The 21,894-nt window shown below is 53.9% G+C and carries 19 protein-coding genes, 1 tRNA gene and 1 pseudogene; 10 read left to right on the top strand and 11 right to left on the bottom strand.

What is annotated here, in order from left to right; genetic code table 11:
- Positions 1-75: 75 nt before the first annotated feature.
- Together RSJ68_10605 and RSJ68_10600 are read right to left on the bottom strand one after the other, a co-directional pair.
- Complete coding sequence (locus tag RSJ68_10605; protein WNU96852.1) at positions 76-540, bottom strand: CYTH domain-containing protein; 465 nt, start codon at positions 538-540, stop codon at positions 76-78.
- Between the two features lie 54 nt (positions 541-594).
- Positions 595-1,020 carry a CopD family protein gene (locus RSJ68_10600; protein ID WNU96851.1) on the bottom strand — a complete coding sequence of 142 codons (426 nt, stop codon included), beginning with the start codon at positions 1,018-1,020 and terminating at the stop codon, positions 595-597.
- A 223-nt stretch (positions 1,021-1,243) separates the two neighbouring features.
- Here RSJ68_10600 and RSJ68_10595 point away from each other — a divergent pair, with 223 nt between their 5' ends.
- Positions 1,244-1,519: a hypothetical protein gene (locus RSJ68_10595; GenBank protein WNU96850.1), complete on the top strand. Its 276-nt coding sequence runs from the start codon at positions 1,244-1,246 to the stop codon at positions 1,517-1,519.
- 264 nt (positions 1,520-1,783) lie between these two features.
- Here the strand turns inward: RSJ68_10595 and RSJ68_10590 are convergent.
- The 5 genes from RSJ68_10590 to RSJ68_10570 form a co-directional block, all read right to left on the bottom strand.
- A tRNA-Met gene (locus tag RSJ68_10590) sits at positions 1,784-1,860 on the bottom strand.
- 135 nt (positions 1,861-1,995) lie between these two features.
- The gene (gene rlmH, locus RSJ68_10585; protein ID WNU96849.1) at positions 1,996-2,466 is read right to left on the bottom strand and encodes a 23S rRNA (pseudouridine(1915)-N(3))-methyltransferase RlmH; all 471 of its coding nucleotides are present in this window, start codon (positions 2,464-2,466) and stop codon (positions 1,996-1,998) included.
- Positions 2,467-2,663: 197 nt separating this feature from the next.
- Entirely contained in the window at positions 2,664-3,050 is a 387-nt protein-coding gene (gene rsfS, locus RSJ68_10580) for a ribosome silencing factor (GenBank protein ID WNU96848.1), read from the bottom strand.
- 67 nt (positions 3,051-3,117) lie between these two features.
- Positions 3,118-3,729 carry a nicotinate-nucleotide adenylyltransferase gene (nadD, locus tag RSJ68_10575; protein ID WNU96847.1) on the bottom strand — a complete coding sequence of 204 codons (612 nt, stop codon included), beginning with the start codon at positions 3,727-3,729 and terminating at the stop codon, positions 3,118-3,120.
- 57 nt (positions 3,730-3,786) lie between these two features.
- On the bottom strand, positions 3,787-4,383 hold the full coding sequence (locus tag RSJ68_10570) for a carbonic anhydrase (GenBank protein WNU96846.1): 597 nt from the start codon (positions 4,381-4,383) through the stop codon (positions 3,787-3,789).
- A gap of 160 nt (positions 4,384-4,543) precedes the next feature.
- Between RSJ68_10570 and RSJ68_10565 the strand changes: the two genes are divergently transcribed.
- The 8 genes from RSJ68_10565 to RSJ68_10530 all read left to right on the top strand — a co-directional run bounded on the left by RSJ68_10565 (position 4,544) and on the right by RSJ68_10530 (position 14,784).
- A complete protein-coding gene (locus tag RSJ68_10565; protein ID WNU96845.1) occupies positions 4,544-5,422 on the top strand; it encodes an NUDIX domain-containing protein in 879 nt (292 codons plus the stop codon).
- A gap of 81 nt (positions 5,423-5,503) precedes the next feature.
- The gene (locus RSJ68_10560; GenBank protein ID WNU98395.1) at positions 5,504-6,442 is read left to right on the top strand and encodes an ABC transporter ATP-binding protein; all 939 of its coding nucleotides are present in this window, start codon (positions 5,504-5,506) and stop codon (positions 6,440-6,442) included.
- 1,535 nt (positions 6,443-7,977) lie between these two features.
- A complete protein-coding gene (locus tag RSJ68_10555) occupies positions 7,978-9,477 on the top strand; it encodes a DNA recombination protein RmuC (protein WNU96844.1) in 1,500 nt (499 codons plus the stop codon).
- Between the two features lie 182 nt (positions 9,478-9,659).
- Positions 9,660-9,905: a hypothetical protein gene (locus RSJ68_10550; GenBank protein WNU96843.1), complete on the top strand. Its 246-nt coding sequence runs from the start codon at positions 9,660-9,662 to the stop codon at positions 9,903-9,905.
- A 117-nt stretch (positions 9,906-10,022) separates the two neighbouring features.
- Positions 10,023-10,859, top strand: a complete 837-nt coding sequence (locus tag RSJ68_10545; GenBank protein ID WNU96842.1) for a GNAT family N-acetyltransferase — start codon at positions 10,023-10,025, stop codon at positions 10,857-10,859.
- Between the two features lie 68 nt (positions 10,860-10,927).
- Positions 10,928-11,056 (top strand): hypothetical protein, encoded by a 129-nt coding sequence (locus tag RSJ68_10540; GenBank protein ID WNU96841.1) that lies wholly within the window; start codon positions 10,928-10,930, stop codon positions 11,054-11,056.
- A 278-nt stretch (positions 11,057-11,334) separates the two neighbouring features.
- Positions 11,335-13,191: an ABC transporter ATP-binding protein gene (locus RSJ68_10535; protein ID WNU96840.1), complete on the top strand. Its 1,857-nt coding sequence runs from the start codon at positions 11,335-11,337 to the stop codon at positions 13,189-13,191.
- Positions 13,192-13,485: 294 nt separating this feature from the next.
- A complete protein-coding gene (locus tag RSJ68_10530; protein WNU96839.1) occupies positions 13,486-14,784 on the top strand; it encodes a pitrilysin family protein in 1,299 nt (432 codons plus the stop codon).
- Positions 14,785-15,128: 344 nt separating this feature from the next.
- Here the strand turns inward: RSJ68_10530 and gltX are convergent, their stop codons facing one another.
- A complete protein-coding gene (gltX, locus tag RSJ68_10525; protein WNU96838.1) occupies positions 15,129-16,523 on the bottom strand; it encodes a glutamate--tRNA ligase in 1,395 nt (464 codons plus the stop codon).
- A gap of 159 nt (positions 16,524-16,682) precedes the next feature.
- On the opposite strand from gltX, the gene RSJ68_10520 reads away from it, so the two are divergent.
- The gene (locus tag RSJ68_10520; GenBank protein ID WNU96837.1) at positions 16,683-17,777 is read left to right on the top strand and encodes an ABC transporter substrate-binding protein; all 1,095 of its coding nucleotides are present in this window, start codon (positions 16,683-16,685) and stop codon (positions 17,775-17,777) included.
- A gap of 35 nt (positions 17,778-17,812) precedes the next feature.
- Here RSJ68_10520 and RSJ68_10515 read toward each other — a convergent pair.
- The 3 genes and pseudogenes from RSJ68_10515 to RSJ68_10505 all read right to left on the bottom strand — a co-directional run bounded on the left by RSJ68_10515 (position 17,813) and on the right by RSJ68_10505 (position 21,587).
- A pseudogene (locus tag RSJ68_10515) lies at positions 17,813-18,058 on the bottom strand (glutamate--tRNA ligase family protein).
- A 125-nt stretch (positions 18,059-18,183) separates the two neighbouring features.
- Positions 18,184-20,298 carry a peptidase domain-containing ABC transporter gene (locus RSJ68_10510; GenBank protein ID WNU96836.1) on the bottom strand — a complete coding sequence of 705 codons (2,115 nt, stop codon included), beginning with the start codon at positions 20,296-20,298 and terminating at the stop codon, positions 18,184-18,186.
- Entirely contained in the window at positions 20,295-21,587 is a 1,293-nt protein-coding gene (locus tag RSJ68_10505; protein WNU96835.1) for an HlyD family secretion protein, read from the bottom strand. The genes RSJ68_10510 and RSJ68_10505 overlap by 4 nt, the downstream gene beginning before the upstream one ends.
- Positions 21,588-21,894: the final 307 nt, after the last annotated feature.

The raw sequence follows: 21,894 nt of genomic DNA, 5'->3' as shown, positions 1-21,894 counted from the left end.
ACCGTTTTCCGTGAGCAAAGCCCACGCTACAATCTGCTACCTGTATCGGCGGCGTACCGTTATTCCCCAACCCGCCTACCAAGTCGAATAAGGATGCTTGCTCAAATACGCATTGGTAAATTTTCCTTCCGACGTAATCTCCGCGCCCAGCCAGTCCGGTTTTTCAAACGGCGCATCTTCCGCAGGCAGCTCGACCTCCGCCACCACCAAAGGCGCGTTGTCGCCGAAATACTCGTCGATTTCAAACACAAAGCCCTTAAATTCCACCCGATAACGGTGTTTTTCCATCTTAAACGGACACATCGTCTCCATCATCTGCCGCGCGTGCGCCAAAGGAATTTCGTATTCAAACTCGCTGCGGCTGACATCCGAAATATAGCCTTTCAAAGTCAGCCAAGCCTTGTCGTCAATAATGCGCACGCGGATGGTGCGCTCTTTTTCCACGCTCAAATAGCCCTGCCGCAACACCTGCGGCGCGGAGGCTTCGCGCTTCCAGTCATCGTTTTTCAACAGGAAGCGGCGTTCGATTTCAATAGTCATCTGTTTGATTCCAATATAAAAGAAGGTCGTCTGAAAACAGGTTTTGCACACACCTTAAAACGGCTTGAACACCACCATATACAAAGCCACGACCATCATCAATACAGGCACTTCGTTAAACACCCTGTACCACTTGTGCGAATGCGTATTGCGTTTTTCCTCAAAGCCGCGAAGCAGCGCGCCGCAATAAAATTGATAAGCCAAAAGCAGCAGGCCCATCAACAGCTTCACGTGCAGCCAGCCCTGCCCCCACCAGCCCGTCACAAACGGAATCAAAATGCCGAACACCAGCGTCCCGAACCCCAACGGCGACATAAACTTATACAGCCGCCGCGACATCGCCGAGAGCCGCTCATATTCCACCGGCTGCTCCGCCGCTTCGACCTGCGCCAGATTCACAAAAATCCGCGGCAGGTAAAACAGCCCGGCAAACCACGAAATCACAAAAAACACATGCAAGAGCTTAAACCACAAATACATTTTCAGACGACCTCACGCTCGAAAACGCATATTTTACCCGCCAAACCGCAGCGGCTGTTTTCTTTATGTCAACGACTGTCTGTTTTACGCCCGAAAAATGGTAAATCACATCATAATTCCAGACTGTTTATATGCAATAAGATTAAATTTTGTTAAAATGCGCATGTAATTAAAACTAATAGCCGCCATTCCCTGCGGGACAAACACAAAACGGAAAGAAAACATGATTAAGCAATTTGAAATCAGCACCAGCGTTCAAAAACAACTCGGCGACTACCTCGCCACCAACCAGACCGACCTCAAAACCGCCATGGCGGACGAAACCCGCAACGGCGAAGTCGCCGCCATCATCCATGCCGGCCTGCCCATGATGGTACGCAAAATCTATTCTCTGGAAAAAATGAAAAACTTCTTCTGGACGAAAAAAGAACTGATGGTCGAATTCGTCGCCATGCGCCTTGCCGCCGCCGAAAAGAAAAACGCCAAGAAAAAACGTTAAGCCGTTGCGGCATATTGAGAAAAAAGATTGAAGGTCGTCTGAAAGTTTTCAGACGACCTTTTACAATACGGCATAGCCGGCCCGTTTACATCGATACCGCTTATTTGTCGGCGCGCCATTTCCGCCCCACCTGCGCGAGGACAGAGAATGTATCAAAAATAAACGAACCGGTCATAACGCCTTCCCGCAGCAACCAACCTGTTTGCCGTTTTACCGAAATGGCGGGCAACAAAAAACCCTCGGAAAACTGAGGGTTTTTAAAATTGGTTGCGGGAGCAGGATTCGAACCTACGACCTTCGGGTTATGAGCCCGACGAGCTACCATGCTGCTCCATCCCGCGTCAGAAGCTAAAACTATACTTTCATTCCGGGAAGGTGTCAAGGATTTTCTTGATTAAATTGTTTGTAACAAAAAATCCTATAACTTCAAGTAATTACTTTTAAGCCGAAAAGCCTGCCTATGGGTACGGCTTTTGTCATTCGCGGTGGTAGGGATGGTTGTGGAGGATGGAAACGGCGCGGTAGAGCTGTTCGGTCAGCAGAACACGCACCATGCCGTGCGGGAGAGTGAGGCTGGAGAGGCGCATCATCATGCGGGCTTGTTGTTTGAGGCGGTCGGTCATGCCGTCGGCGCCGCCGATGACGAAGCAGACGTGTTCGCCGTTTTGCTGCCAGCTTTTGAGGTGTTCCGCCAGCTCGACGGAGGTTGAGGCTTTGCCGCGTTCGTCGAGGACGATGAGGAATGCGCCTTGGGGGATGGCTTCGAGGATGCGTTTTTCTTCCGCCGCCATGCCTTGTGCGGCGTTGACGCCTGCGCCGCGTTTTTCGGGTTTGATTTCTTTGAGGGTGTAGGCGACGTCGCGTCCGAAGCGTTTGGCGTATTCGCCGACGGCTTCGTCCACCCAGCGGGGCATTTTGGTGCCGACGGCGAGGACGGTGATGTTCATGGTTTTCCTTGGTCGGATGGGGTCGTCTGAAAGTTTTCAGACGACCTTTTGGTTTGAATGATGGTGAAACGGGATTTTTGAATCCGATATTTTGGTTGTTCGGTCAAGGGGTCGTCTGAAAACTTCGGTTTGGGCAAAGGGGGTTCAGGTGTGCGCAATAAAGCCGTCTGTATGCACAGACGGCTTGGGATGGCTGCTTAGTCGGCGGCGTGCCAGGGTTTTTGCGCGCCGGCGTGGAAGCTGGGTTTTTCGCCGCCCCAGAGGGTGTCGATGTCGTAGAAGTCGCGGACGGCGGGCAGCATGACATGGACGACGAGGTCGCCTGCGTCAACGAGCGTCCATTCGCCGCTGTCGCCTTCGGTGCTGAGGATTTCGAAGCCGGCTTCTTTGAGGCTGACGGCGACGTTGTTGGCGAGGGCTTTGACTTGGCGGGTGCTGTCGCCGCTGGCGATGATCATGCGGGCGAACAGTGAGGTTTTTTCTTGGGTTTCGAGGACGGAGATGTCTTTGGCTTTGATGTCTTCGAGGGCTTCGACGGCGGTTTCGACCATTTTTTGCAGGTCCTGCAGTTCTTGTTCGTTCATTGTTTTCCTAATGGTGGGAATGAAATGGGGTTTGGACGGTATTATAACTTATCTGTATGAATTTACGCTATTTTCCGCTTTGGTACAGTTTGTGTTCGCGGATGTGGCGGGCGACTTGGGGCGGGAGGTCGTCTGAAAGTCTGCCGCTTTGGAGGGTTTGGCGGATTTGGGTGGAGGAGGTGTTGTGCAGGGGGGCGTTGAGGATACGGACGCTGCCGTTTTGGAGGGCTTCGCCCAGCCAGGCGTGGAGTTCGCGCGGGGTTTGGTTGAGGTTGTCGCCTTGGCGCATGGCGACGGCGATGTGGGTTTGGCGCACGAGGGTCTGCCATTTTTTCCAAGTGTGCAGTTTCATGAGGCTGTCGCTGCCCATGAGCCACCAAAGTTGGGCGGCGGGGAATTGCTGGCGGAAGATTTGGACGGTGTCGAAGGTGTACGTTGCGCCGTCGCGGACGATGTCGCAGTCGCTGGCGGCGAAGCGGGGGTCGTCGGCGATAGCCAGTTCGGTCATGATGAGGCGGTCTTGGGCACAGGCGCGGGACGGGTCTTTGTGGTAGGGGTCGCCTGCGGGCAGGAAGACGACGGTGTCGAGTCCGATTTCGTCGGCGAAGGCGCGGGCGATGTGGAGGTGGCCGTTGTGGATGGGGTCGAAGGTGCCGCCGAAAAGTCCGATGTTTTTCATGGGTGTCCTTGGGTGTGGGGTGTGCGCTTTGTTTGGGTTTCAGACGACCTTTCGGGTTTATGGGTTGGCGGGGTCGTCTGAAAGGCTTTTTGCCTCGGGGCTGCCGTCGACAACCAGGGTGAGTTTGCCGGTGGTCGGGTGGATGACGAGTCCGTGGACGGCGATGTCGGCGGGCATGAGCGGGTGGTTGCGGATGACTTTGACGGTGTGGCGGACGCTGTCTTCTACGTTGTCGAAACCGGTCAGCCAGTCGTCGAGGTCGATGCCGGCGTTGCGCAGGGTTTCGATGCGGTCGTCGGGAATGTCGCTTTCGTGTACTTTTTCAAGGAAACCGGCGGCGTTCAGCCCCTTCATGCCGCAGTCGTGGTGGGCGATGACCATGATTTCTTTGACTTTAAGTTCGAACACGGCGACCAAAAGGCTGCGCATGACGGATCCCCAGGGATGGGTAACGACTGCGCCGGCGTTTTTGATGACTTTGGCGTCGCCGTTTTTCAGTCCGAGCGCGTTGGGCAGCAGCTCGATGATGCGCGCGTCCATGCAGGACAGGATGGCCAGTTCGCGGCCGGGATATTTGTCGGTTAAATATTTTTCGTATTCGCCCGATTCGACAAAATTTTGGTTATAGGCGAGAATTTCGCTCAATTCGCTCATGGTGTTGGATCTCCGAAAGAATGGGACGATTATAGTATAGCGGTTTTCGGGCGGTTTGGCTTTGCATCGTGTACCGTCCGGCTATGGATAGAGTTGATTGCAAATTGAAACAAAGCAGATACAATCCGCTTTATGTTTATGATTGGACTGAGGAACGGCCATGTCTTCGCACCCTTGTTTTTCCGAAACGATCGACCGCCGCACCCACGACGCGCTCTACGATTGGGCGCGGGCAAGTTACGGCGCGGCAGACGACTGGAACACGCTCTATCTGAACGGGCTGGCTTTGGGTCGTCTGAATCCGTTTTGGCGCGAACGGATCAAACAAGACTGGCAGGAAGGGCTTTCTGAAATTTCAGACGACCTCTGCCTGCAAACGGACAACTGGCTGGCGATGGGCGACAGTTTGCAGCACTTGGCGCACGAATGGAAAAGCCTCGGACTGCTGTACGGCTGGCGCGACGAAAAGTTTGACGTGTGCGGCGACGCAGGCAAGGTGCTTTTTGCGTTGGAACGCGCCGCCTTCCGCCCGTTCGGACTCATGAGCCAAGCCGTCCACCTCAACGGACTGGTGCAAACCGACGGCGGCTGGCATTTTTGGATAGGCCGCCGCAGCCCGCACAAAGCCGTCGATCCCGACAAACTCGACAACCTCGTCGGCGGCGGCATTGCCAGCGGCGAAACCCCGTTTGAAGCCGTCTGCCGCGAAAGCGAAGAAGAAGCCGGACTGATGCCGCCCGCCCTCGACACCCTCCGACCCGCCGCCCGAATCCACAGCCTGCGCCCCGTATCGCGCGGTATCCACAACGAAATCCTGCACATCTTCGACATCGTCCTGCCCGAATCCGTCCGCCCCGAAAACCAAGACGGCGAAGTCGCAGGGTTTGAATTGATGAACGTTTCGCAACTCATCGAAACCATGTTGTCCCAAACCATGATGCACGATGCCCAGCTCGTTACCCTCGAAGCCCTCAAACGCTACGGCGCGCTCGACAGGCAGCATCCGTTAAGCCTATGGCTGGACAGCCTTTGCCGCTGAATGCAAAAAATAAAACAGTACAAAACCATTAACGCCCCGCCGTTTTCCTTTCCCGATTCCCCAAAAGGTCGTCTGAAACCCATGCTCCGACTTACCGACATCTGCAAACGCTTCGACAGCAAAACCGTCGCCGACCGCATCAGCCTGACCGTGTCCGCAGGTGAAACCCTCGCCGTCCTCGGACGCTCCGGCTGCGGCAAATCCACCCTGCTCAAAATCATCGCAGGCATCGTCAAACCCGACAGCGGCGAAGTCTGGCTGGACGGGCAGGACATCACCGCCGTCCCGCCCGAAAAACGCAACGTCTCGCTGATGTTTCAAGACTACGCCCTGTTCCCGCACCTGACCGCCCAAGAAAACGTCGGCTTCGGACTCAAAATGCGCCTCCTGCCCAAAGCCGAAATCGAAGCGCAAACCATGCAGGCGCTGCGCGACATCGGTTTGGAAAACGAAGCCCGCCGCAAACCCGGCAGCCTCTCCGGCGGCGAACAGCAACGCCTCGCCCTCGCCCGCGCCCTGATTATCAAACCGTCCCTGCTCCTCTTGGACGAAGCCTTCTCCAGCCTCGACACCCACCTGCGCCACACCCTCTACCGCCTGACCGACGAGAGCATCCGCCGTCAAAACATCCCCGCCGTCCTCGTAACCCATTCCCCCGAAGAAGCCGCCGCGCTGGCAGACCATATCGCCCTCATGCACGAAGGGCGCATCCTCCAATACGGCACGCCCGCCGAACTCTTCCGCCGCCCGGCCGACGCCCAGGCCGCCCGCCTGCTCGGGCTGCCCAACACCGACGATACGCGCCACATCCCTACGCACGCCATCCGCCCCGACCCGCAAAGCACACCCTGCCGCATCCTGTCCCTCACCCCCCTACCCGACAGCCTGCGCCTGACCTTCGCCCACCCCGAATACGGCGAACTGACCACCCTCCTACCCGCCGGACAGCTACCCGACGGCGATACCGTGCCGATACATATCGATAAAGAACAAATCGTCTGGTTTGAATCATCGCGCTGATGTTTTGTGTCCCGCCTGTCTGTTGACACATTGTGCAAATTAAAAAAGGTCGTCTGAAACTTTTCAGACGACCTTTGCTTTTACTTCCAAGAGCTTGGGGTTTTAAAACAGCCCGAGCTTATTTTTTAATCGCGGTACGCATATTGTCGGCGATGTGGGTTGCGCCGGCGGCCAGACCGGACATACCGATCAGCGATGCGGCGGCGAGTTTGATCAATTCTTTCATTTTGAGTCTCTTTCTTATGTTTGTGTTGCGGATATTATCGTAGGGTCGGCTTATTATTTGCCGGCTTCGGCGATGTTTTTGGCGGCGGTCGTCGCGCCGGCGGTCAGACCGGACATGCCAATCAGGGAGGCGGCTGCCAATTTAATTAAGTTTTTCATGGTCATCTCTCTTTCTTTTGTTCCCGCCGCCGAACTGGGCGGTCTGCGGTTCGCGCTTGTGTCGGCATCTGATGCCAGAATCAGTTGAAAGCCGAAAGCCGCTCCGCCGCGGGCGGGAAGGTTGTTTGTGAGGGTTTGGGAAGCGTTTAAAATATTTCGTTTGTTTTCAAATTATTTTTTTGCAACGGTTTCGATATTGCGGGCAACCATAGAGGCTGAAGCGGTAACACCGGCCATACCGATTAAAGAGGCTGCGGCTAAGGTCAATAAATTTTTCATTTCGGATAATCCTTTCTCATACTTACCAAATGTTATTTAACAACATCTGCATTTGTCGGCAGCGTGTCTGCCGTATCGACAGGAGCCATGATACCGCCTTAATTGATAAATTATACAGTTTTTTTGTAAAGAAAATAGCGGTATTAATGCTTTAATGTAATTATTTTGATAAATTATTTTTATTTTTGAAAATGACACCGATGTCTTGAAGAATGACACCGATGTCTTAGTTACAAGCCGATTACAAATTATTTATTTTAGAATAGATACTCTCGGATTTTTTGTTGCCAAATTACATCATTTTAGAAAATTTTTAAATTTTCCTTTTATTTTTCAATCAGATAAAAAACAACACTTTTCCGCTTGGATTTTGGATTTTTAGTCTAAGACTATAATTGCCATTGCCATTTTTTAAATAACCCATCTATTTTTGGCAAAAACAGGTCGTCTGAAACCAAAATCCCTGCCCGACAAACCGGAATCCGCTGTTTTCTTCTGAAATTGCTCAGCAAATCTCTCATCCGGCGCTGCGGCTTATTTCGCTTTGCCCAAAGAGGGCGGTTTTCCAAGCTGTCGGCAGTCAAAGCCCTATTTGGGCGCAGCGAAGCGTGTAAAGCTTGTTTTTAGGTTTTCAGACGACCTACCTATCTTTATAGGTTGGCGGGGTCGTCTGAAAAAGCTTTCTGTTTCGTCGATGCCGTTTACGCCCCCATCAAATTGATTCGGTACGACTGCTTCGCCCTGCATTCTGAAATCCGCTGCCCGGCATCGGTTTATCAGCCATTCCGCCCTATCCTACTCAAGTGCACAGCGAGCTTGCCCTGCAAACATGCTATATTGCCGTTTTTGCTTTTTCCGTTTTCAGACGACCTATGAATGTCCCGCTCCTCCTAACCGCCGCGCTCGCCTTTTTGTCCGGCGCGCTCATCACTTGGCTGCTCGCCCGCAACAAGGCGCAGACGCAGCAGTTTGCCCTGATGCAATCGCTTACCGAGTGCCGCCAGCATCTTGAATTTGCCGAACAAAATCAGGCGCAAACCGCATCCGAGCTTGCCGACGCGCGCTATCATGTCCAAGATTTGCAGGGCGAGTTGCAGGAATTGGGCAACCGCTTCGCCGCCGCCGAACGCCAAATCGGCTATCTTCAAGAGCGCGAACAGGAAGCAGGTCGTCTGAAACAAGATTACGCCGAGCTTCAGGAAAACGCGCACAACCTGCATGTCCGCAACGAACGCCTCCACATCCAGCTCGAACAGGAACGCCTCGCCGCCGACGAAAAGCTCAAGCTCCTTGCCGAAGCCCGCCAAAGCCTGGGCGACCAGTTCCAAAACCTTGCCAACACCATTTTGGAAGAGAAAAGCCGCCGTTTCACCGAGCAAAACCGCGACCACCTCAGCCAACTGCTGACCCCGCTCAACGAACGCATCCACGGCTTCAGCGAGCTGGTTCAGCAAACCTACGAAAAAGAAGCGCGCGAACGGCTGACCCTCGAAAACGAACTCAAACGCCTGCAAACCCTCAACACCCAACTGCACAGCGACGCCAAAGCCCTCACCGACGCGCTCACCGGCACGCAAAACAAAACCCAAGGCAACTGGGGCGAGATGATTTTGGAAAGCGTTTTGGAACATTCCGGCCTGCAAAAAGGACGCGAATACACCGTCCAAGCCGCCGCCGTCCGCCAAGAAGAAGACGGCGCGCGCCGCCTCCAGCCCGACGTCCTCGTCAACCTGCCCGAAGGCAAGCAAATCGTCATCGATTCCAAAGTCTCGCTGACCGCCTACGTCCGCTATACCCAAGCCGCCGACGCCGAAACCGTCGAGCGCGAACTCGCCGCCCACGTCGCCAGTATCCGCGCCCACATCCGCAGCCTGTCGCAAAAAGACTATACCGACCTCGAAGGCGTGCGCACGCTGGACTTCGTGTTTATGTTCATCCCCGTCGAACCCGCCTACCTGCTCGCCCTGCAACACGATGCCGCCCTGTTCCAAGAATGTTTCGACAAGCGCATCATGCCGGTCGGCCCGAGTACGCTGCTCGCCACCCTGCGCACCGTCGCCCACATCTGGCGCAACGAACAGCAAAACCAAAACGCCCTCGCCATCGCGGCAGAAGGCGGCAGGCTTTACGACAAATTCACCGGCTTCGTCCAAACGCTCGAGGCCGTCGGCAAGAACATCGACCAAGCGCAAAGCCAGTTCCAACAAGCCTACAAACAGCTCTCGCAAGGACGCGGCAACCTCGTCAGCCGCGCCGAAAAACTGCGCGCGCTGGGCGTCAAAACCACCAAACGCCTGCAACGCGATTTGGCGGAAACCGCCCAAGAATCCGCCTTGCAGGATAAAGGTTTGCCGGAAGGGGAAGAAGATTGACGGTTTCTTCGTCGTCGGGTTTCAGACGATGTACCAAAGACAAAAAGGGCGCATCATGCGCCTTTTTTATTTTTAACTGATTCGCTTTGCTTTTGAACGACACCGGCCCTCAACCGCCCCTCCCGCCTCCGCCTGAGCGGGGCAGGAATGAGAGCCGATAATTAAGTAATTAAGCAGTATCAATGCAAGCAGGTTGGCAGGACGGAAAAAACAATGCTGCGGCAAACAGGTCGTCTGAAAAAGGTTCGGACAAGCTCTGCTTTATTTATTTCAGCGAAACCGGCTTCTTTCAGTTTCAGACGACCTCAAAAGCGGCTTACATCCGCCCGACTGCCACGAAGCCCAGACTGTGCGGTATAATCATGAACATTCTTATAGTGAAATCAATCAAAAACGGACACAAAGCATTTATCCCGCCCACTATCTGACCGTACATTCAAACAGGAATGACCCGCGCCGTCCTTTCCGCAAAAGGAACAGCGGCAATTTGAATATCCTGTTTTCATGTGTCCGCCCTAATTTCAAACTCTACACAGGAAACCGCCATGTTAGTCTGCAACCCTTACGAAGTCGTGATTCACGGCACAACCAACAAAGGCAAGATTTTCCGTCCCAGCGACTGGGCAGAACGCCTGTGCGGCATATTGTCCTCATTCACCAAAGACAACCGGCTGTCCTACTCCAACTGGGTGCGCCCCATTCTGGTGGACAACGTCCGCTGCGTCGCCATCGATAAGAAACTCGAAGAAGACAATCCGCAGATGTTCCGTTTCCTGATGGACTTTGCCGCCGACAACGACTTGCGCATCATCGACTGCAAAGAGCTTTTGAAAGAACAGGAAGCCAAAGCGCAAGGAGAACCTGCCGAACGCGTCCCGCTGGCGCAAGCCATCGAAGAAAAACACGCCGCCGAAAAAGCGCCGGTCCAAGCCGCCGCTGCCGACTACGTTTTGCGCGAAATCCCGCCCGAAGACACATCCACCGCCTTCGCCGCCCTCAGCGTCCTGCGTTCTTCATTGACCGACATCAGCAAATTCACCGAACAAATCAACACCGTCCAACGCCCCGCCGGCTATCGCCTCTTGGGTATTTTCGAAGAAGGCAAACACAACGCCGTCGCTGTCTGCGGCTTCCGCGAATCCTGCAACCTCGCCAGCGGCCGCCATATCCACATCGACGACATCGTTACCCTGCCGCAAAGCCGCCGCAAAGGCTACGCCTCCCGCCTGTTGGCAGAAGTCCGCAAAATCGGCGCGGAAACAGGCGTGACTAAAATCCACCTCAACGTCCACGTCAATCACGACCGCGTCGATGCGCACCGTCTGTATTTCAAAAACGGCTTCGAAATCTGCGCATACCATTTCCGCTGCGATCCTAAATAACCCAAAAGGTCGTCTGAAAACCAAATACGGTTTCAGACGACCTCTTTCCCTTCCGAGAAAGGAACCCCATGAAAACCGTCCTCAGCCTCACCGCCCTCTTCTTCCTTGCCGCCTGTACTTCTGCAACGGGAACAGGCGGCAGCTCGCAAGTCTATGGCGAAATCAAAACCGGCATCGAAAGCAGCCATACCCGATAACAGCCATAATAGTGAACCCGCGATAACTCAAAGGTCGTCTGAAAACATCATTCGGATTTTCAGACGACCTTTGTTTCGGCAAAACCTAAATCAGATTGGCAAACCCGCTCTCGGCAAAACATCTGCCGAATTATCGTCCTCACTTCTCCTTTACGGTGTCTTCCCGCCGTTTTTTCCCGTAAAATAATGCCTTTAACTCCCGATACTTGTTTTCAGACGACCTGTCCCCACCGTAGAGGTCGTCTGAAATCCATTCTCTCTCAATTAAACCCAATACAATGATTCAAAAAATATTCTCATGGTTCGAATCCCGAATCGACCCTTACCCCGAAGCCGCCCCGAAAACGCCTGAAAAAGGGCTGTGGCGTTTTATCTGGAGCAACATCGAAGGCTTGCGCAAATGGATTGCCGTTTTGGCGGTGTTTACCGCCGGCATCGGCATCATGGAAGCGCTGCTGTTTCAATTTATGGGCAAAGTCGTGGACTGGCTCAGCAAATACACGCCCGCCACCCTGTTTGCCGAAAAAGGCTGGGCATTGACGGCGATGGCGGCGATGATGGTGTTTTTCGCCCTCTGGACCTTCCTCGCGTCCAACGTGCGCCTGCAAACCCTGCAAGGCGTGTTCCCCATGCGCCTGCGCTGGAATTTCCACCGTCTGATGCTGGGGCAGAGCCTCGGTTTCTATCAGGACGAATTTGCCGGCCGCGTGTCCGCCAAAGTCATGCAGACCGCGCTGGCGTTGCGCGACGTGGTGATGACGGTTGCCGACATGGTCGTTTATGTGCTGGTGTATTTCATCACCTCCGGCGTGATTCTGGTCGCGCTCGACGGCTGGCTGCTGCTGCCCTTTATCGGCTGGATGATTGGCTTCGCCTTAGTGATGCGCTTCCTGATTCCCAAGCTCGGCAAAACCGCTTCGCGTCAGGCGGATGCGCGCTCGCTGATGACCGGCCGCATTACCGACGCCTATTCCAACATCACCACCGTCAAACTCTTCTCCCACGGGGCGCGCGAAGCGGCCTACGCCAAGCAGTCGATGGAAGAATTTATGGTTACGGTACACGCCCAAATGCGTTTGGCGACGCTCCAGCACACATGCAGCTTCATCGTCAACAGCTCGCTGACCGCCGGCACGACCGCGCTGGGCATCTGGCTTTGGTATCACGGACAAGTCGGCGTCGGCGCGGTTGCCACTGCCACCGCTATGGCGTTGCGTGTCAACGGCCTGTCGCAATACATCATGTGGGAATCCGCCCGATTGTTTGAAAACATCGGCACCGTCAACGACGGCATGGCGACCCTGTCCAAACCGCAAACCATCCTCGACAAGCCGAACGCCCTGCCGCTGAAAGTGTCGCAAGGCGAAATCAAGTTCGAACACGTCGATTTCTCCTACGAAGCCGGCAAACCGCTGCTCAACGGCTTCAACCTCACCATCCGCCCGGGTGAAAAAGTCGGGCTTATCGGACGCAGCGGCGCGGGCAAATCCACCATCGTCAACCTGCTTTTGCGCTTCTACGAACCGCAAAGCGGCACGATTTCGATTGACGGGCAAAACGTGGACAGCGTGACCCAAGAAAGCCTGCGCGCCCAAATCGGTTTGGTCACGCAAGACACCTCGCTGCTGCACCGCTCCGTGCGCGACAACATCGTTTACGGCCGCCCCGACGCCACCGACGCCGAAATGATTTCCGCCGCCGAACGCGCCGAAGCCGCCGACTTCATCCCCAACCTTTCCGACGCCAAAGGGCGGCGCGGCTATGACGCGCACGTCGGCGAACGCGGCGTGAAACTCTCCGGCGGCCAACGTCAGCGCATCGCCATAGCCCGCGTCATGCTCAAAGACGCACCGATCCTGCTGCTCGACGAAGCCACCAGCGCGCTTGACTCCGAAGTCGAAGCCGCCATCCAAGAAAGTCTCGACAAAATGATGGACGGCAAAACCGTCATCGCCATCGCCCACCGCCTCTCCACCATCGCCGCGATGGACAGGCTCATCGTCTTGGACAAAGGCCGCATCATCGAAGAAGGCAGCCACGCCGAACTCCTCGAAAAACAAGGCCTCTACGCCAAACTCTGGGCGCACCAGAGCGGCGGTTTCTTGAGCGAACATGTCGAGTGGGAGCATAACTGAGGGTATTAAGGTAAAGACAAAAGGTCGTCTGAAAATCCGGTTTTGAATTTCAGACGACCCCAGTTCAAAATCATCTCGTCAGGGCGCAAGATTGCGCCCTTCTTTTTTGGTTATAAATTACGAATCTGACCGAAGGATGAAAGGGTCGTCTGAAACCGAAAATCAGGTTTCAGACGACCCTTAATTTTCGGCGGCCAGACAATTAAACCGCCGCAACCTTCCCGTCAAAGGGTGTTTCATTCCGCGTACTTGCACTATACTGCCCCTGAAGAATACCGTCCGAAAGGAAAAACAATGAAATACGCTCCTGCCTTCCTCGCCCTTATCCTGCCCCTGTCCGTACAGGCAGCGGTCAACATCCAACGCTGGACCACCCCGCAAGGCGTGCAGGTCCTCTTGGCCGAGCGGCATGAAAATCCGATTATCGACATGGCAGTCAGCTTCCGAGGCGCAGGCAACGCGTCCGATCCCGACGGCAAAAGCGAAACCGCCGCCTTCACCGCCGCCCTGTTGACCAGCGGCACAAAAGAAATGGACGAAGAAACCTTCAACGCCCAAACCAACGGATTGGCAGTTGAAATCGGCAGCGGTACGGACAACGAAACCGCCACCGCCACCCTGCGCAGCCTGAGCCGTCCGGACATACTCAAAAAAGCCGTTTCCCTGTTCAACGGCGCACTGACCCGCCCGCGTTTCGACGAAGCTGTGTTCCGCCGCAACCAAACGCAAGCCGCCACCTTCCTGCAACAACAGGAAACCAAACCCGACTTCACCGCCGCCCGAACATTGGCGCGCCTCTCCTATCCCGACCACCCTTACGGCAAAGACGCATACACCACCGTACAAAGCATAAACGGCATCACGCTTAACGACATCCGCGCGTTTTACCGCACCCACTACGGCAAAAACAATGCCGTCGTCGCCATCGTCGGCGATATAGACCGCAAAGGCGCCGACCGCCTCGTGCAAGACGCATTGTCCGGACTGCCTGACCGTGCTGCCGCATCGGCCGACGTTCCACCCGTCAAAAAACATCCTGCACAACGCCGCGACATCCCCTTCGCCGGCGAACAGGCACAAATCATGCTTGGAATGCCGCTGATTACCCGCAACGACCCCGATTACTACGCGCTTGTTGCCGGCAACTACGTCCTCGGCGGCGGCGGATTCGACAGCCGCCTGATGGAAGTCCTGCGCAATCAGAGGGGCGACACCTACGGCGTGTACAGCAACCTTACTCCGGAACGTCAGGCAGGCATGTTCACCATCGCTTATTCTTCGCGCAAACCCGCCGCCCGCGCCTCGCTTGCCGCCGCACAGGAAGTCATCAGGCAGTTCATCGCCGAAGGTCCGACCGAAGAAGAAATGGCTCAGGCAAAAGCCAACATCACAGGCAGCTTCCCCCTGCGTTTCGATTCCAACGCCAAACTGCTCGGTTACCTGAACCTCATCGGCGTCTATAACCTGCCCGACGACTACCTTGAAGCCTACCCCAAAGCCGTCGCCAAACTGACCGCCGCCGACGTCAAAGCCGCCTGGCAAAAACGCGTCCGCCCCGAAGACCTGAATATCGTCGTGGTCGGTGCGCAGTAAAGTTCAGGCTGAATAAACGCAAACGTCGTCTGAAAACCGGTTTTAGGTTTCAGACGACGTTTTTTATGCTCGAAACGGCTTTCTTCTTCCAAACGCTTGTTATAGCGGATTCAAACGACAAGTCCCCATGCCGGCATTTACTCGCGCAGTCGGGAGTCTGGAAGGTTGAAATAATAGTGATTTCTAAACATTCCCTCAAACGAAGGAGCAGGATTCCCGCCTGCACGGGAATGACGGAGCAGGTGTTTTCTGTTCCAACCTGCCGTCCATTTCACAAGAAATTAATGGGTATCGGAAAAATCAAAAAGGTCGTCTGAACATTTTCAGACGACCTTTTCAACGCTTTAAGAACGTATCCGTTTCAACACTTCTTCCTTGCCGATTAATGCCAACACGGCATCGACGCTGGGCGTTTTCGCCGTGCCGCAGACGGCGAGGCGCAGGGGCATGCCGAGTTTGCCCATTTTGATGCCTTCTTCGTCGCAGAAGGGTTTGAACAGGTCGTGGATGGCTTCGGCGTTCCAGTCTTCCAGCCCTTCGAGGCGTTCGGCGAAGCGCAGCATACGGGTGGCGGCTTCGTCGTCCCAATGTTTCTGCACGTCCGCTTCGGCGGGCGTTTGTTTGACGTAGAAGTAGAGGCACTCGTCGGCGAGCGTGTTCAGGTCTTGGGCGCGGTCTTTGACCAGTGCCAACACGTCTTCCAACGCGGGTTTTGCCGTGTCGTAAATGTCGCGCAGGGCGAGGCGGGGTTTGACGAGTTCGGCGAGTTTTTCGTTGGGCGTGATTTTGATGTGTTCGCCGTTTATCCAGTAGAGCTTTTTCAAGTCCATGCGGCTTGGAGACGGGGAAACGTCTTTCAAATCAAACCATTCGATGAATTGTTCCATCGTGAAAAATTCGTCGTCGCCGTGCGCCCAGCCCAAACGCGCCAGATAGTTGAGCATGGCTTCGGGCAGGATGCCCATCGCGCCGAAATCGGTAATGGCGACGGTATCGCCGCTGCGTTTGGAGATTTTTTTGCCTTGTTCGTTGAGAATCATGGGCAGGTGGCCGTATTCGGGCAGGTTCGCGCCGATGGCTTTTAAGATGTTGATTTGTTTCGGGGTGTTGTTCACATGGTCGTCGCCGCGGATAACGTGGGTAACGCCCATGTCGTAGTCGTCCACGACGACGCAGAAGTTGTAGGTCGGCGTGCCGTCGGCGCGGGCGATAATCAGGTCGTCGAGCGCTTCATTGGGGATGGAGATTTCACCTTTGACCAAGTCTGTCCATTTGGTGACGCCGTCCAAAGGCGTTTTGAAGCGGACGACGGGTTGCACGTCGGCAGGGATTTCGGGCAGGGTTTTGCCTGCTTCGGGACGCCAGCGGCGGTCGTAAGTCGCCGTGCCTTCTTTTTCGGCTTTCTCGCGCATGGCTTCCAGCTCTTCTTTGCTGCAATAGCAGTAGTAGGCAGCGCCTTTTTCCAAGAGTTCGGCGATGACTTCTTTATAGCGGTCGAAACGGCGGGTTTGGTACACGACGTTGTCGGCGTTGTCGTAATCGAGACCGACCCATTTCATGCCGTCGAGGATGATGTTGACGGATTCGGCGGTGGAACGCGCCAAGTCGGTGTCTTCGATACGCAATAGGAACTCGCCTTTATGATGGCGGGCAAACGCCCATGAAAACAAGGCGGTGCGTACGCCGCCGATGTGCAGGTAGCCGGTGGGGCTGGGGGCGAAACGGGTTTTGACGGTCATGATGGCTCCAAAGTCTTTGAAAACAGGTATTTTACTTTTTCGGCAAGGTTTAAACAATGTAAGGCCGTCTGAAAATAATGTCGGCGCAGAAGGACCGTCTGGGAACTTTTCTCCTGAAAACAAGACAAATGATAATCATTTCTTTGAAAGTATCCGCTCATGAACAAACGCGCTTTATTTGCCGCCCTCGCCCTCCTGCCCCTTTTTGCCCAAGCCGAAATCAAAACTATCAAAGACGTATTGGGACGCGAAGTCAAAGTCGATGTCCCTGTCAAACGCGCGGTTTTGGCGTTTTACTATCCCGACTATATCGCGGTAACGGGCGCGGACAAATTTAAAAACGTCATCGGCATTTCGCGTGAGTTTTGGGAGAAATTCAATCCCGGCAGCTGGGCGATGTTCAAACAGAAGCTGCCTACGCTGCAAAACATTGCGGACATCGGCAACATCAACACCGGCACGTTTTCACTGGAGAAAACGCTCGCGCTCAAGCCGGACGTATTGATTCTGGCCGACTGGCAGTATAAGGCCGTCGCCACCCACCTGCCGCGCATTAAAGCGGCAGGCATACCCGTCGTCGTGGTCGATTTCAACGCCGAAACCGTCGCGCGGCACACGCGCAGTGCGGAAATTTTCGGCGAACTCAACGGTACGCAGGCGCGCGCCCAAAAAATTGCCGCCGAATACGCCCGAGGCATTGCCGATATCCAAAAACGCGTCGCGCGCGCCAAGCAGTCCAAACCGAAAATCTATATCGAGTTCGGCGACAAAGGCCCGTCCGAATACAGCTACACCTTCGGCAAAGATATGTGGGGCGCGATTGCCGACACAGCAGGCGGCAACAATATCGCCGCGCCTTACGTTAAAAACTGGGGACCGATAAACCCTGAAAAATTCCTGACGGCCAAACCCGACGTCATCGTCATTTCGGGGACGGAAAACGGCCATAAAGACAAGCCTGGCATTATGGCGATGGGCATAGGCATCAGCCAGGCCGATGCGCAACGCCGCCTGGCCGGATTTGTCAAACGCAAAGGTTGGGCAGACATTCCTGCCGTCAAAAACAAACGCGTTTACGGCATCTACCACACCGCCTCCCGCTCGCTCTCCGATTTGGCCAGCGCGCAATTTATCGCCAAAACCCTGTATCCGCAGCAGTTTGCCGACATAGACCCAAACAAGACCTATCTGGACTTCTACCGCAAATACCTGCCCGTCGTGCCGGACGGTACGTTTTACATCCGATTGAAATAGCGGCTGCAAAAATCATAGGCTCAGGCCGTATAGCAGTCGAAACGGCGGGTTTGATACACGACGTTGTCGGCGTTGTCGTAATCGAGACCGACCCATTTCATGCCGTCGAGGATGATGTTGACGGATTCGGCGGTGGAACGCGCCAAGTCGGTGTCTTCGATACGCAATAGGAACTCGCCTTTATGATGGCGGGCAAACGCCCATGAAAACAAGGCGGTGCGCACGCCGCCGATGTGCAGGTAGCCGGTGGGGCTGGGGGCGAAACGGGTTTTGACGGTCATGATGGCTCCAGAATATTTTAAAACGGGTATTTTACTGTTTTTAGACGGAATCGGACAATGAAAGGTCGTCTGAAAACCTGAAAACCTGAAAATTCGGTTTTCAGACGACCTTTTTTGAAGCTTACCTACGCATGGACGTTTTGTTGGGTTCCTGCTTTCTGCATCCGCACCACCCTGCCGGCGGATTCGATGGTTTCCTTGCGGTGTGCCACCATGATTTTGGTAATGTTGAGCAATTTCAGGTTTTCATTGATTGCCAGTTCGTTCTTCATGTCCAGATTGCTGGTGGCCTCGTCCAAAAACAGGATGCGCGGTCTTTTGTACAGCGCACGTGCCAAGATGACGCGCTGTTTCTGTCCGCCGGACAAGGCATTACCCATATCGCCAATCAGGGTTTCGTAGCCCATAGGCATTCTGATAATGTCTTCATGTATCATCGCCATCGCCGCACATTGCACTATTAATTCCATATTTGGCGTTTCATCAAAAAAGCAGATGTTTTCGGCAATCGAGCCTGCGAACAATACGTCGTCCTGTGTTACCGTGCCGCTCAAGCCGCGGATGAACTTGGGCGAAAGTTTGTGGATGTCGTGCCCGTTCACCAATACTTTTCCCGATTCGGGCTTGAGGTTGCCGATTAGAATATTCATCAGCGTCGATTTGCCGCAGCCGGAACTGCCCGTAAAAGCGATGGATTCTCCCTGTTTGATGTTCAAGCTGAAGTTTTGCAGGACATAGGGTTCGCTGTCGGAGTAGCGGAACGACACGTTTTCTACGGCAATATCAATATCGCCCGAAATCTCGGGAACATAGGGATCTGCAACTTCTTCCGCTTCCGTTTCGGTCAATACAATGTCCGCAAGGCGCTCGGCATACAGCCCCAACATTTTGATTTTGATGTATTGGTTGACCAAATCTCCCACCCGGTTTTCAAACTGGTCTTTGTAGGCAAGGAAAGCCATCAGCGCGCCAACGGAAAACACGCCGTCCAATACGCGGGTTGCGCCCAGATAGATGATGACGATGCCTTCGATGCCGAACAAAAGTTTGTTGGCGAAATCGAAAACGTTGGTCAGCTTCAGGGTGGTCAGATGGGCATTGACGGTATCGACAAACAACGTCATCCATGAGCTGTGGCGCTGTTCGTCTTTCTCAAACAGTTTGACGGTATGAATGCCGCGCACGGTTTCCATGAAATAAGTGTTTTGCTTGGCTTCATGAACAATGTTTTCTTCGGTCGCATTACGCAGCGGATAATAGGCCGCGATACGGATGATGATGTACAACACCAGCGCAATCAATACGACGACGGTCAGCATAGGGCTGTAAAAAAACATCAATCCCAAAGTAAAGACCGCCATAATGCCGCTCAAAACGGTTTTGAACGCAGTCGAAGTTAGCGTGTCCTGAATGTCGTCGATGGCGTGAAAGCGCGATATTACGTCGCCCAAATGCCGTTTGCTGAAATAATCGCTGGGCAGCTCGAGCAGGCGTTTGAACATATTCGCCTTCCATTGTACGTTCAGCGTGGTCGTCAGGTGCATATTGACCCATGCCTGAAGCAGGGAAGTCAGTTGTTCGATGATTTTCATCAGACCGAATCCGAGTGCCAGCGTCAGCAAAAGGTTTCGGTCGGCGGAAACAATCACATGGTCGATAACCCATTGAGTGAAAAACGGGCTGACCAAACCGAAAATTTCTAAAGCAAACGCCAAAATCAATACTTGGATAAGCGATTTGCCGATGCCGGTAATGCCTTTGACCAAAGCGGAAATTTTAACTTTCTGCTTGTCGTTTTTCGCTTCGAAATGCGTGTTCGGCCACATTTCCAGCGCAATGCCGGTAAATTTTTGCGACACTTCCTCCATCGGGATTTTCCGCATTCCGACAGCGGGATCCATGATGGTAATGCCGTTTTTGCCGACTTCTTTCAAGACTACAAAATGGTTCAAATCCCAATGCAGGATACAGGGGGTTTTCAAATTGGGCAGGTCGTTCAAATCCAAACGTAGCGGACGCGAAGTCAGGTTCAAATCGTTGGCGTAATGCACGATGTTCGCCATGGTCGTACCCGTCTGCGAAATCGAATATTTCTGCCGCAACGTGCGCAAATCCGTGTGATAGCCGAAATAGCCCGCAATCGCAGTCAGACATGCCAAGCCACACTCGGCAATTTCCGTCTGCAAAACCACCGGCAGTTTTTTGCTGAATCCGAAAGACAACCGTTCCAAATAACTCATCGGCCTAATTTCCCTGCAATGCTGTAAAGCGGGTCGAGTACCCATTCATAAAGTTTCTTACGCTCGTTCAGGATGTCGGCCTCCAAAGCCATCCCCACCTGCAACGGCTTTTCTTCACCGTAAACCTTGACCGTCTGCTTTTCAGGTTTGACCTTTACCAGATAAACCGACTCGTTCGGACGTGACGGATTTTCTTCCGCATCGGCCGGGTAAACACCGCCCAAATTGGCAAGCTCCTGTTTGCCCATAGCCGTTTTCGCAATGGAAATGATTTTGCCCTCGGCATGGCCGAATTTTTGATAAGGATAAGCCTGATAACGCAGAATCACTTTATCGTCAGGCTTGATAAAGCCGATGGCATTGCTCGGTACATAAAGGTTTGCCACCAAATCCGTCTTGCCCGGCACAATGCTCAGCAACAGGGTTGAAGCCGTTACCTGCTGACCGACCTCCACATTGGACGTACTGACATAACCCGACTTGCTCGCGCGGATGACCTGTTCCTGCTGGGAATCCAGATTCAGCGTTTCCTGCGTGATTTCCGCCACGCTGCGGTTCAACTGGCTCAACTCCGTCTGCTGTTTTTCGGGCAGGGTTTCCAAGGTCTGCCGCTGCGCGTTCAACTCGCGGACAATGCCGGACTCTTCCCGCCGCAGCGCATTCAGTTGGGACAGTTGGTCGAGGCGGCCGTTTTCATAATCCATCATCTGCTGTTCGGAAATAAAACCTTTTTTCAAAAGGGGGCGGTATTTCGCAATCAGCTCTTCGGCAAGCGCCACACGCTTTTTCTGTCCCGAAATCTGGCCGCGCACATCGGCAAGCTGGTTTTCCAGATGGCTGACGCTGTCGGAAGCCGTCCGCGCCTCCCCTTCCTGCAACTTCTTCTGCCGCTCTATTTCATGAAGCAGCATTTCCTTTTTCGCTTCCGCCTCCTTGACCAGACGGTCGCGGATATTGCCCTCGCCGTTGTAACGCGGCATCGAAAGCTTCAGCAGAACATCGCCTTCTTGCACAAAATCGCCTTCTTTCACCATTTTCTCGGTAACGATGCCGGTATCCGCAGGATAAACCCGCACTAGACCCGATACAGGCATCAACTGCCCCTCGACATTGGTCTTGCGCGTATAGCTGCCGAAAAAGGCAAACAATAAAATCGCCGCTGCCGCCGAAGCCGCGCAGCCCGTCAGAAACACAAAAGAAAACGGGCGGGTCATGACGACATGCCCCGTCCACTTGTTCTTCTTCGCCTCGAAAATTTCTGGGCGGAAAAAACTGTTGTTATCAGCCATTCATTACACTCGATTTCTCAATACGTCGTCTGAAAAACATCCTAAAGCATATCTCAATCACTATTTAAAACTGTTCAAGCCGACGGCAATCCCGCACAAAAAGCCGACAATCGCGACAATGCTGAAAATAATGATATAAAGGGTTTTAGTTTTCTTGTCTTGAATCATGGTATTTTTTATTAAAAAATTTGTTCAGAAGCAGGATAAGCGGTACGAATATCAACGTGGAAACCGCAGCATGGCGCAGCGACTTGGCAAAATTCGGATAAATGAAAAAATACGATGTTACCAAGATTACCGAAAAGTA

The organism is Neisseria sp. DTU_2020_1000833_1_SI_GRL_NUU_006, from assembly GCA_032388755.1.
Taxonomy (GTDB): domain Bacteria; phylum Pseudomonadota; class Gammaproteobacteria; order Burkholderiales; family Neisseriaceae; genus Neisseria; species Neisseria sicca_C.
Note: the sequence above shows the minus strand (reverse complement) of the source record. Positions and strands in the feature narration are given on the sequence as shown.

Coding starts and splice junctions, on each gene's coding strand:
- RSJ68_10605 (WNU96852.1), bottom strand. CDS start 540: ATGACTATTGAAATCGAACGCCGCTTCCTGTTGAAAAACGATGACTGG.
- RSJ68_10600 (WNU96851.1), bottom strand. CDS start 1,020: ATGTATTTGTGGTTTAAGCTCTTGCATGTGTTTTTTGTGATTTCGTGG.
- RSJ68_10595 (WNU96850.1), top strand. CDS start 1,244: ATGATTAAGCAATTTGAAATCAGCACCAGCGTTCAAAAACAACTCGGC.
- rlmH (WNU96849.1), bottom strand. CDS start 2,466: ATGAACATCACCGTCCTCGCCGTCGGCACCAAAATGCCCCGCTGGGTG.
- rsfS (WNU96848.1), bottom strand. CDS start 3,050: ATGAACGAACAAGAACTGCAGGACCTGCAAAAAATGGTCGAAACCGCC.
- nadD (WNU96847.1), bottom strand. CDS start 3,729: ATGAAAAACATCGGACTTTTCGGCGGCACCTTCGACCCCATCCACAAC.
- RSJ68_10570 (WNU96846.1), bottom strand. CDS start 4,383: ATGAGCGAATTGAGCGAAATTCTCGCCTATAACCAAAATTTTGTCGAA.
- RSJ68_10565 (WNU96845.1), top strand. CDS start 4,544: ATGTCTTCGCACCCTTGTTTTTCCGAAACGATCGACCGCCGCACCCAC.
- RSJ68_10560 (WNU98395.1), top strand. CDS start 5,504: ATGCTCCGACTTACCGACATCTGCAAACGCTTCGACAGCAAAACCGTC.
- RSJ68_10555 (WNU96844.1), top strand. CDS start 7,978: ATGAATGTCCCGCTCCTCCTAACCGCCGCGCTCGCCTTTTTGTCCGGC.
- RSJ68_10550 (WNU96843.1), top strand. CDS start 9,660: ATGCAAGCAGGTTGGCAGGACGGAAAAAACAATGCTGCGGCAAACAGG.
- RSJ68_10545 (WNU96842.1), top strand. CDS start 10,023: ATGTTAGTCTGCAACCCTTACGAAGTCGTGATTCACGGCACAACCAAC.
- RSJ68_10540 (WNU96841.1), top strand. CDS start 10,928: ATGAAAACCGTCCTCAGCCTCACCGCCCTCTTCTTCCTTGCCGCCTGT.
- RSJ68_10535 (WNU96840.1), top strand. CDS start 11,335: ATGATTCAAAAAATATTCTCATGGTTCGAATCCCGAATCGACCCTTAC.
- RSJ68_10530 (WNU96839.1), top strand. CDS start 13,486: ATGAAATACGCTCCTGCCTTCCTCGCCCTTATCCTGCCCCTGTCCGTA.
- gltX (WNU96838.1), bottom strand. CDS start 16,523: ATGACCGTCAAAACCCGTTTCGCCCCCAGCCCCACCGGCTACCTGCAC.
- RSJ68_10520 (WNU96837.1), top strand. CDS start 16,683: ATGAACAAACGCGCTTTATTTGCCGCCCTCGCCCTCCTGCCCCTTTTT.
- RSJ68_10510 (WNU96836.1), bottom strand. CDS start 20,298: ATGAGTTATTTGGAACGGTTGTCTTTCGGATTCAGCAAAAAACTGCCG.
- RSJ68_10505 (WNU96835.1), bottom strand. CDS start 21,587: ATGGCTGATAACAACAGTTTTTTCCGCCCAGAAATTTTCGAGGCGAAG.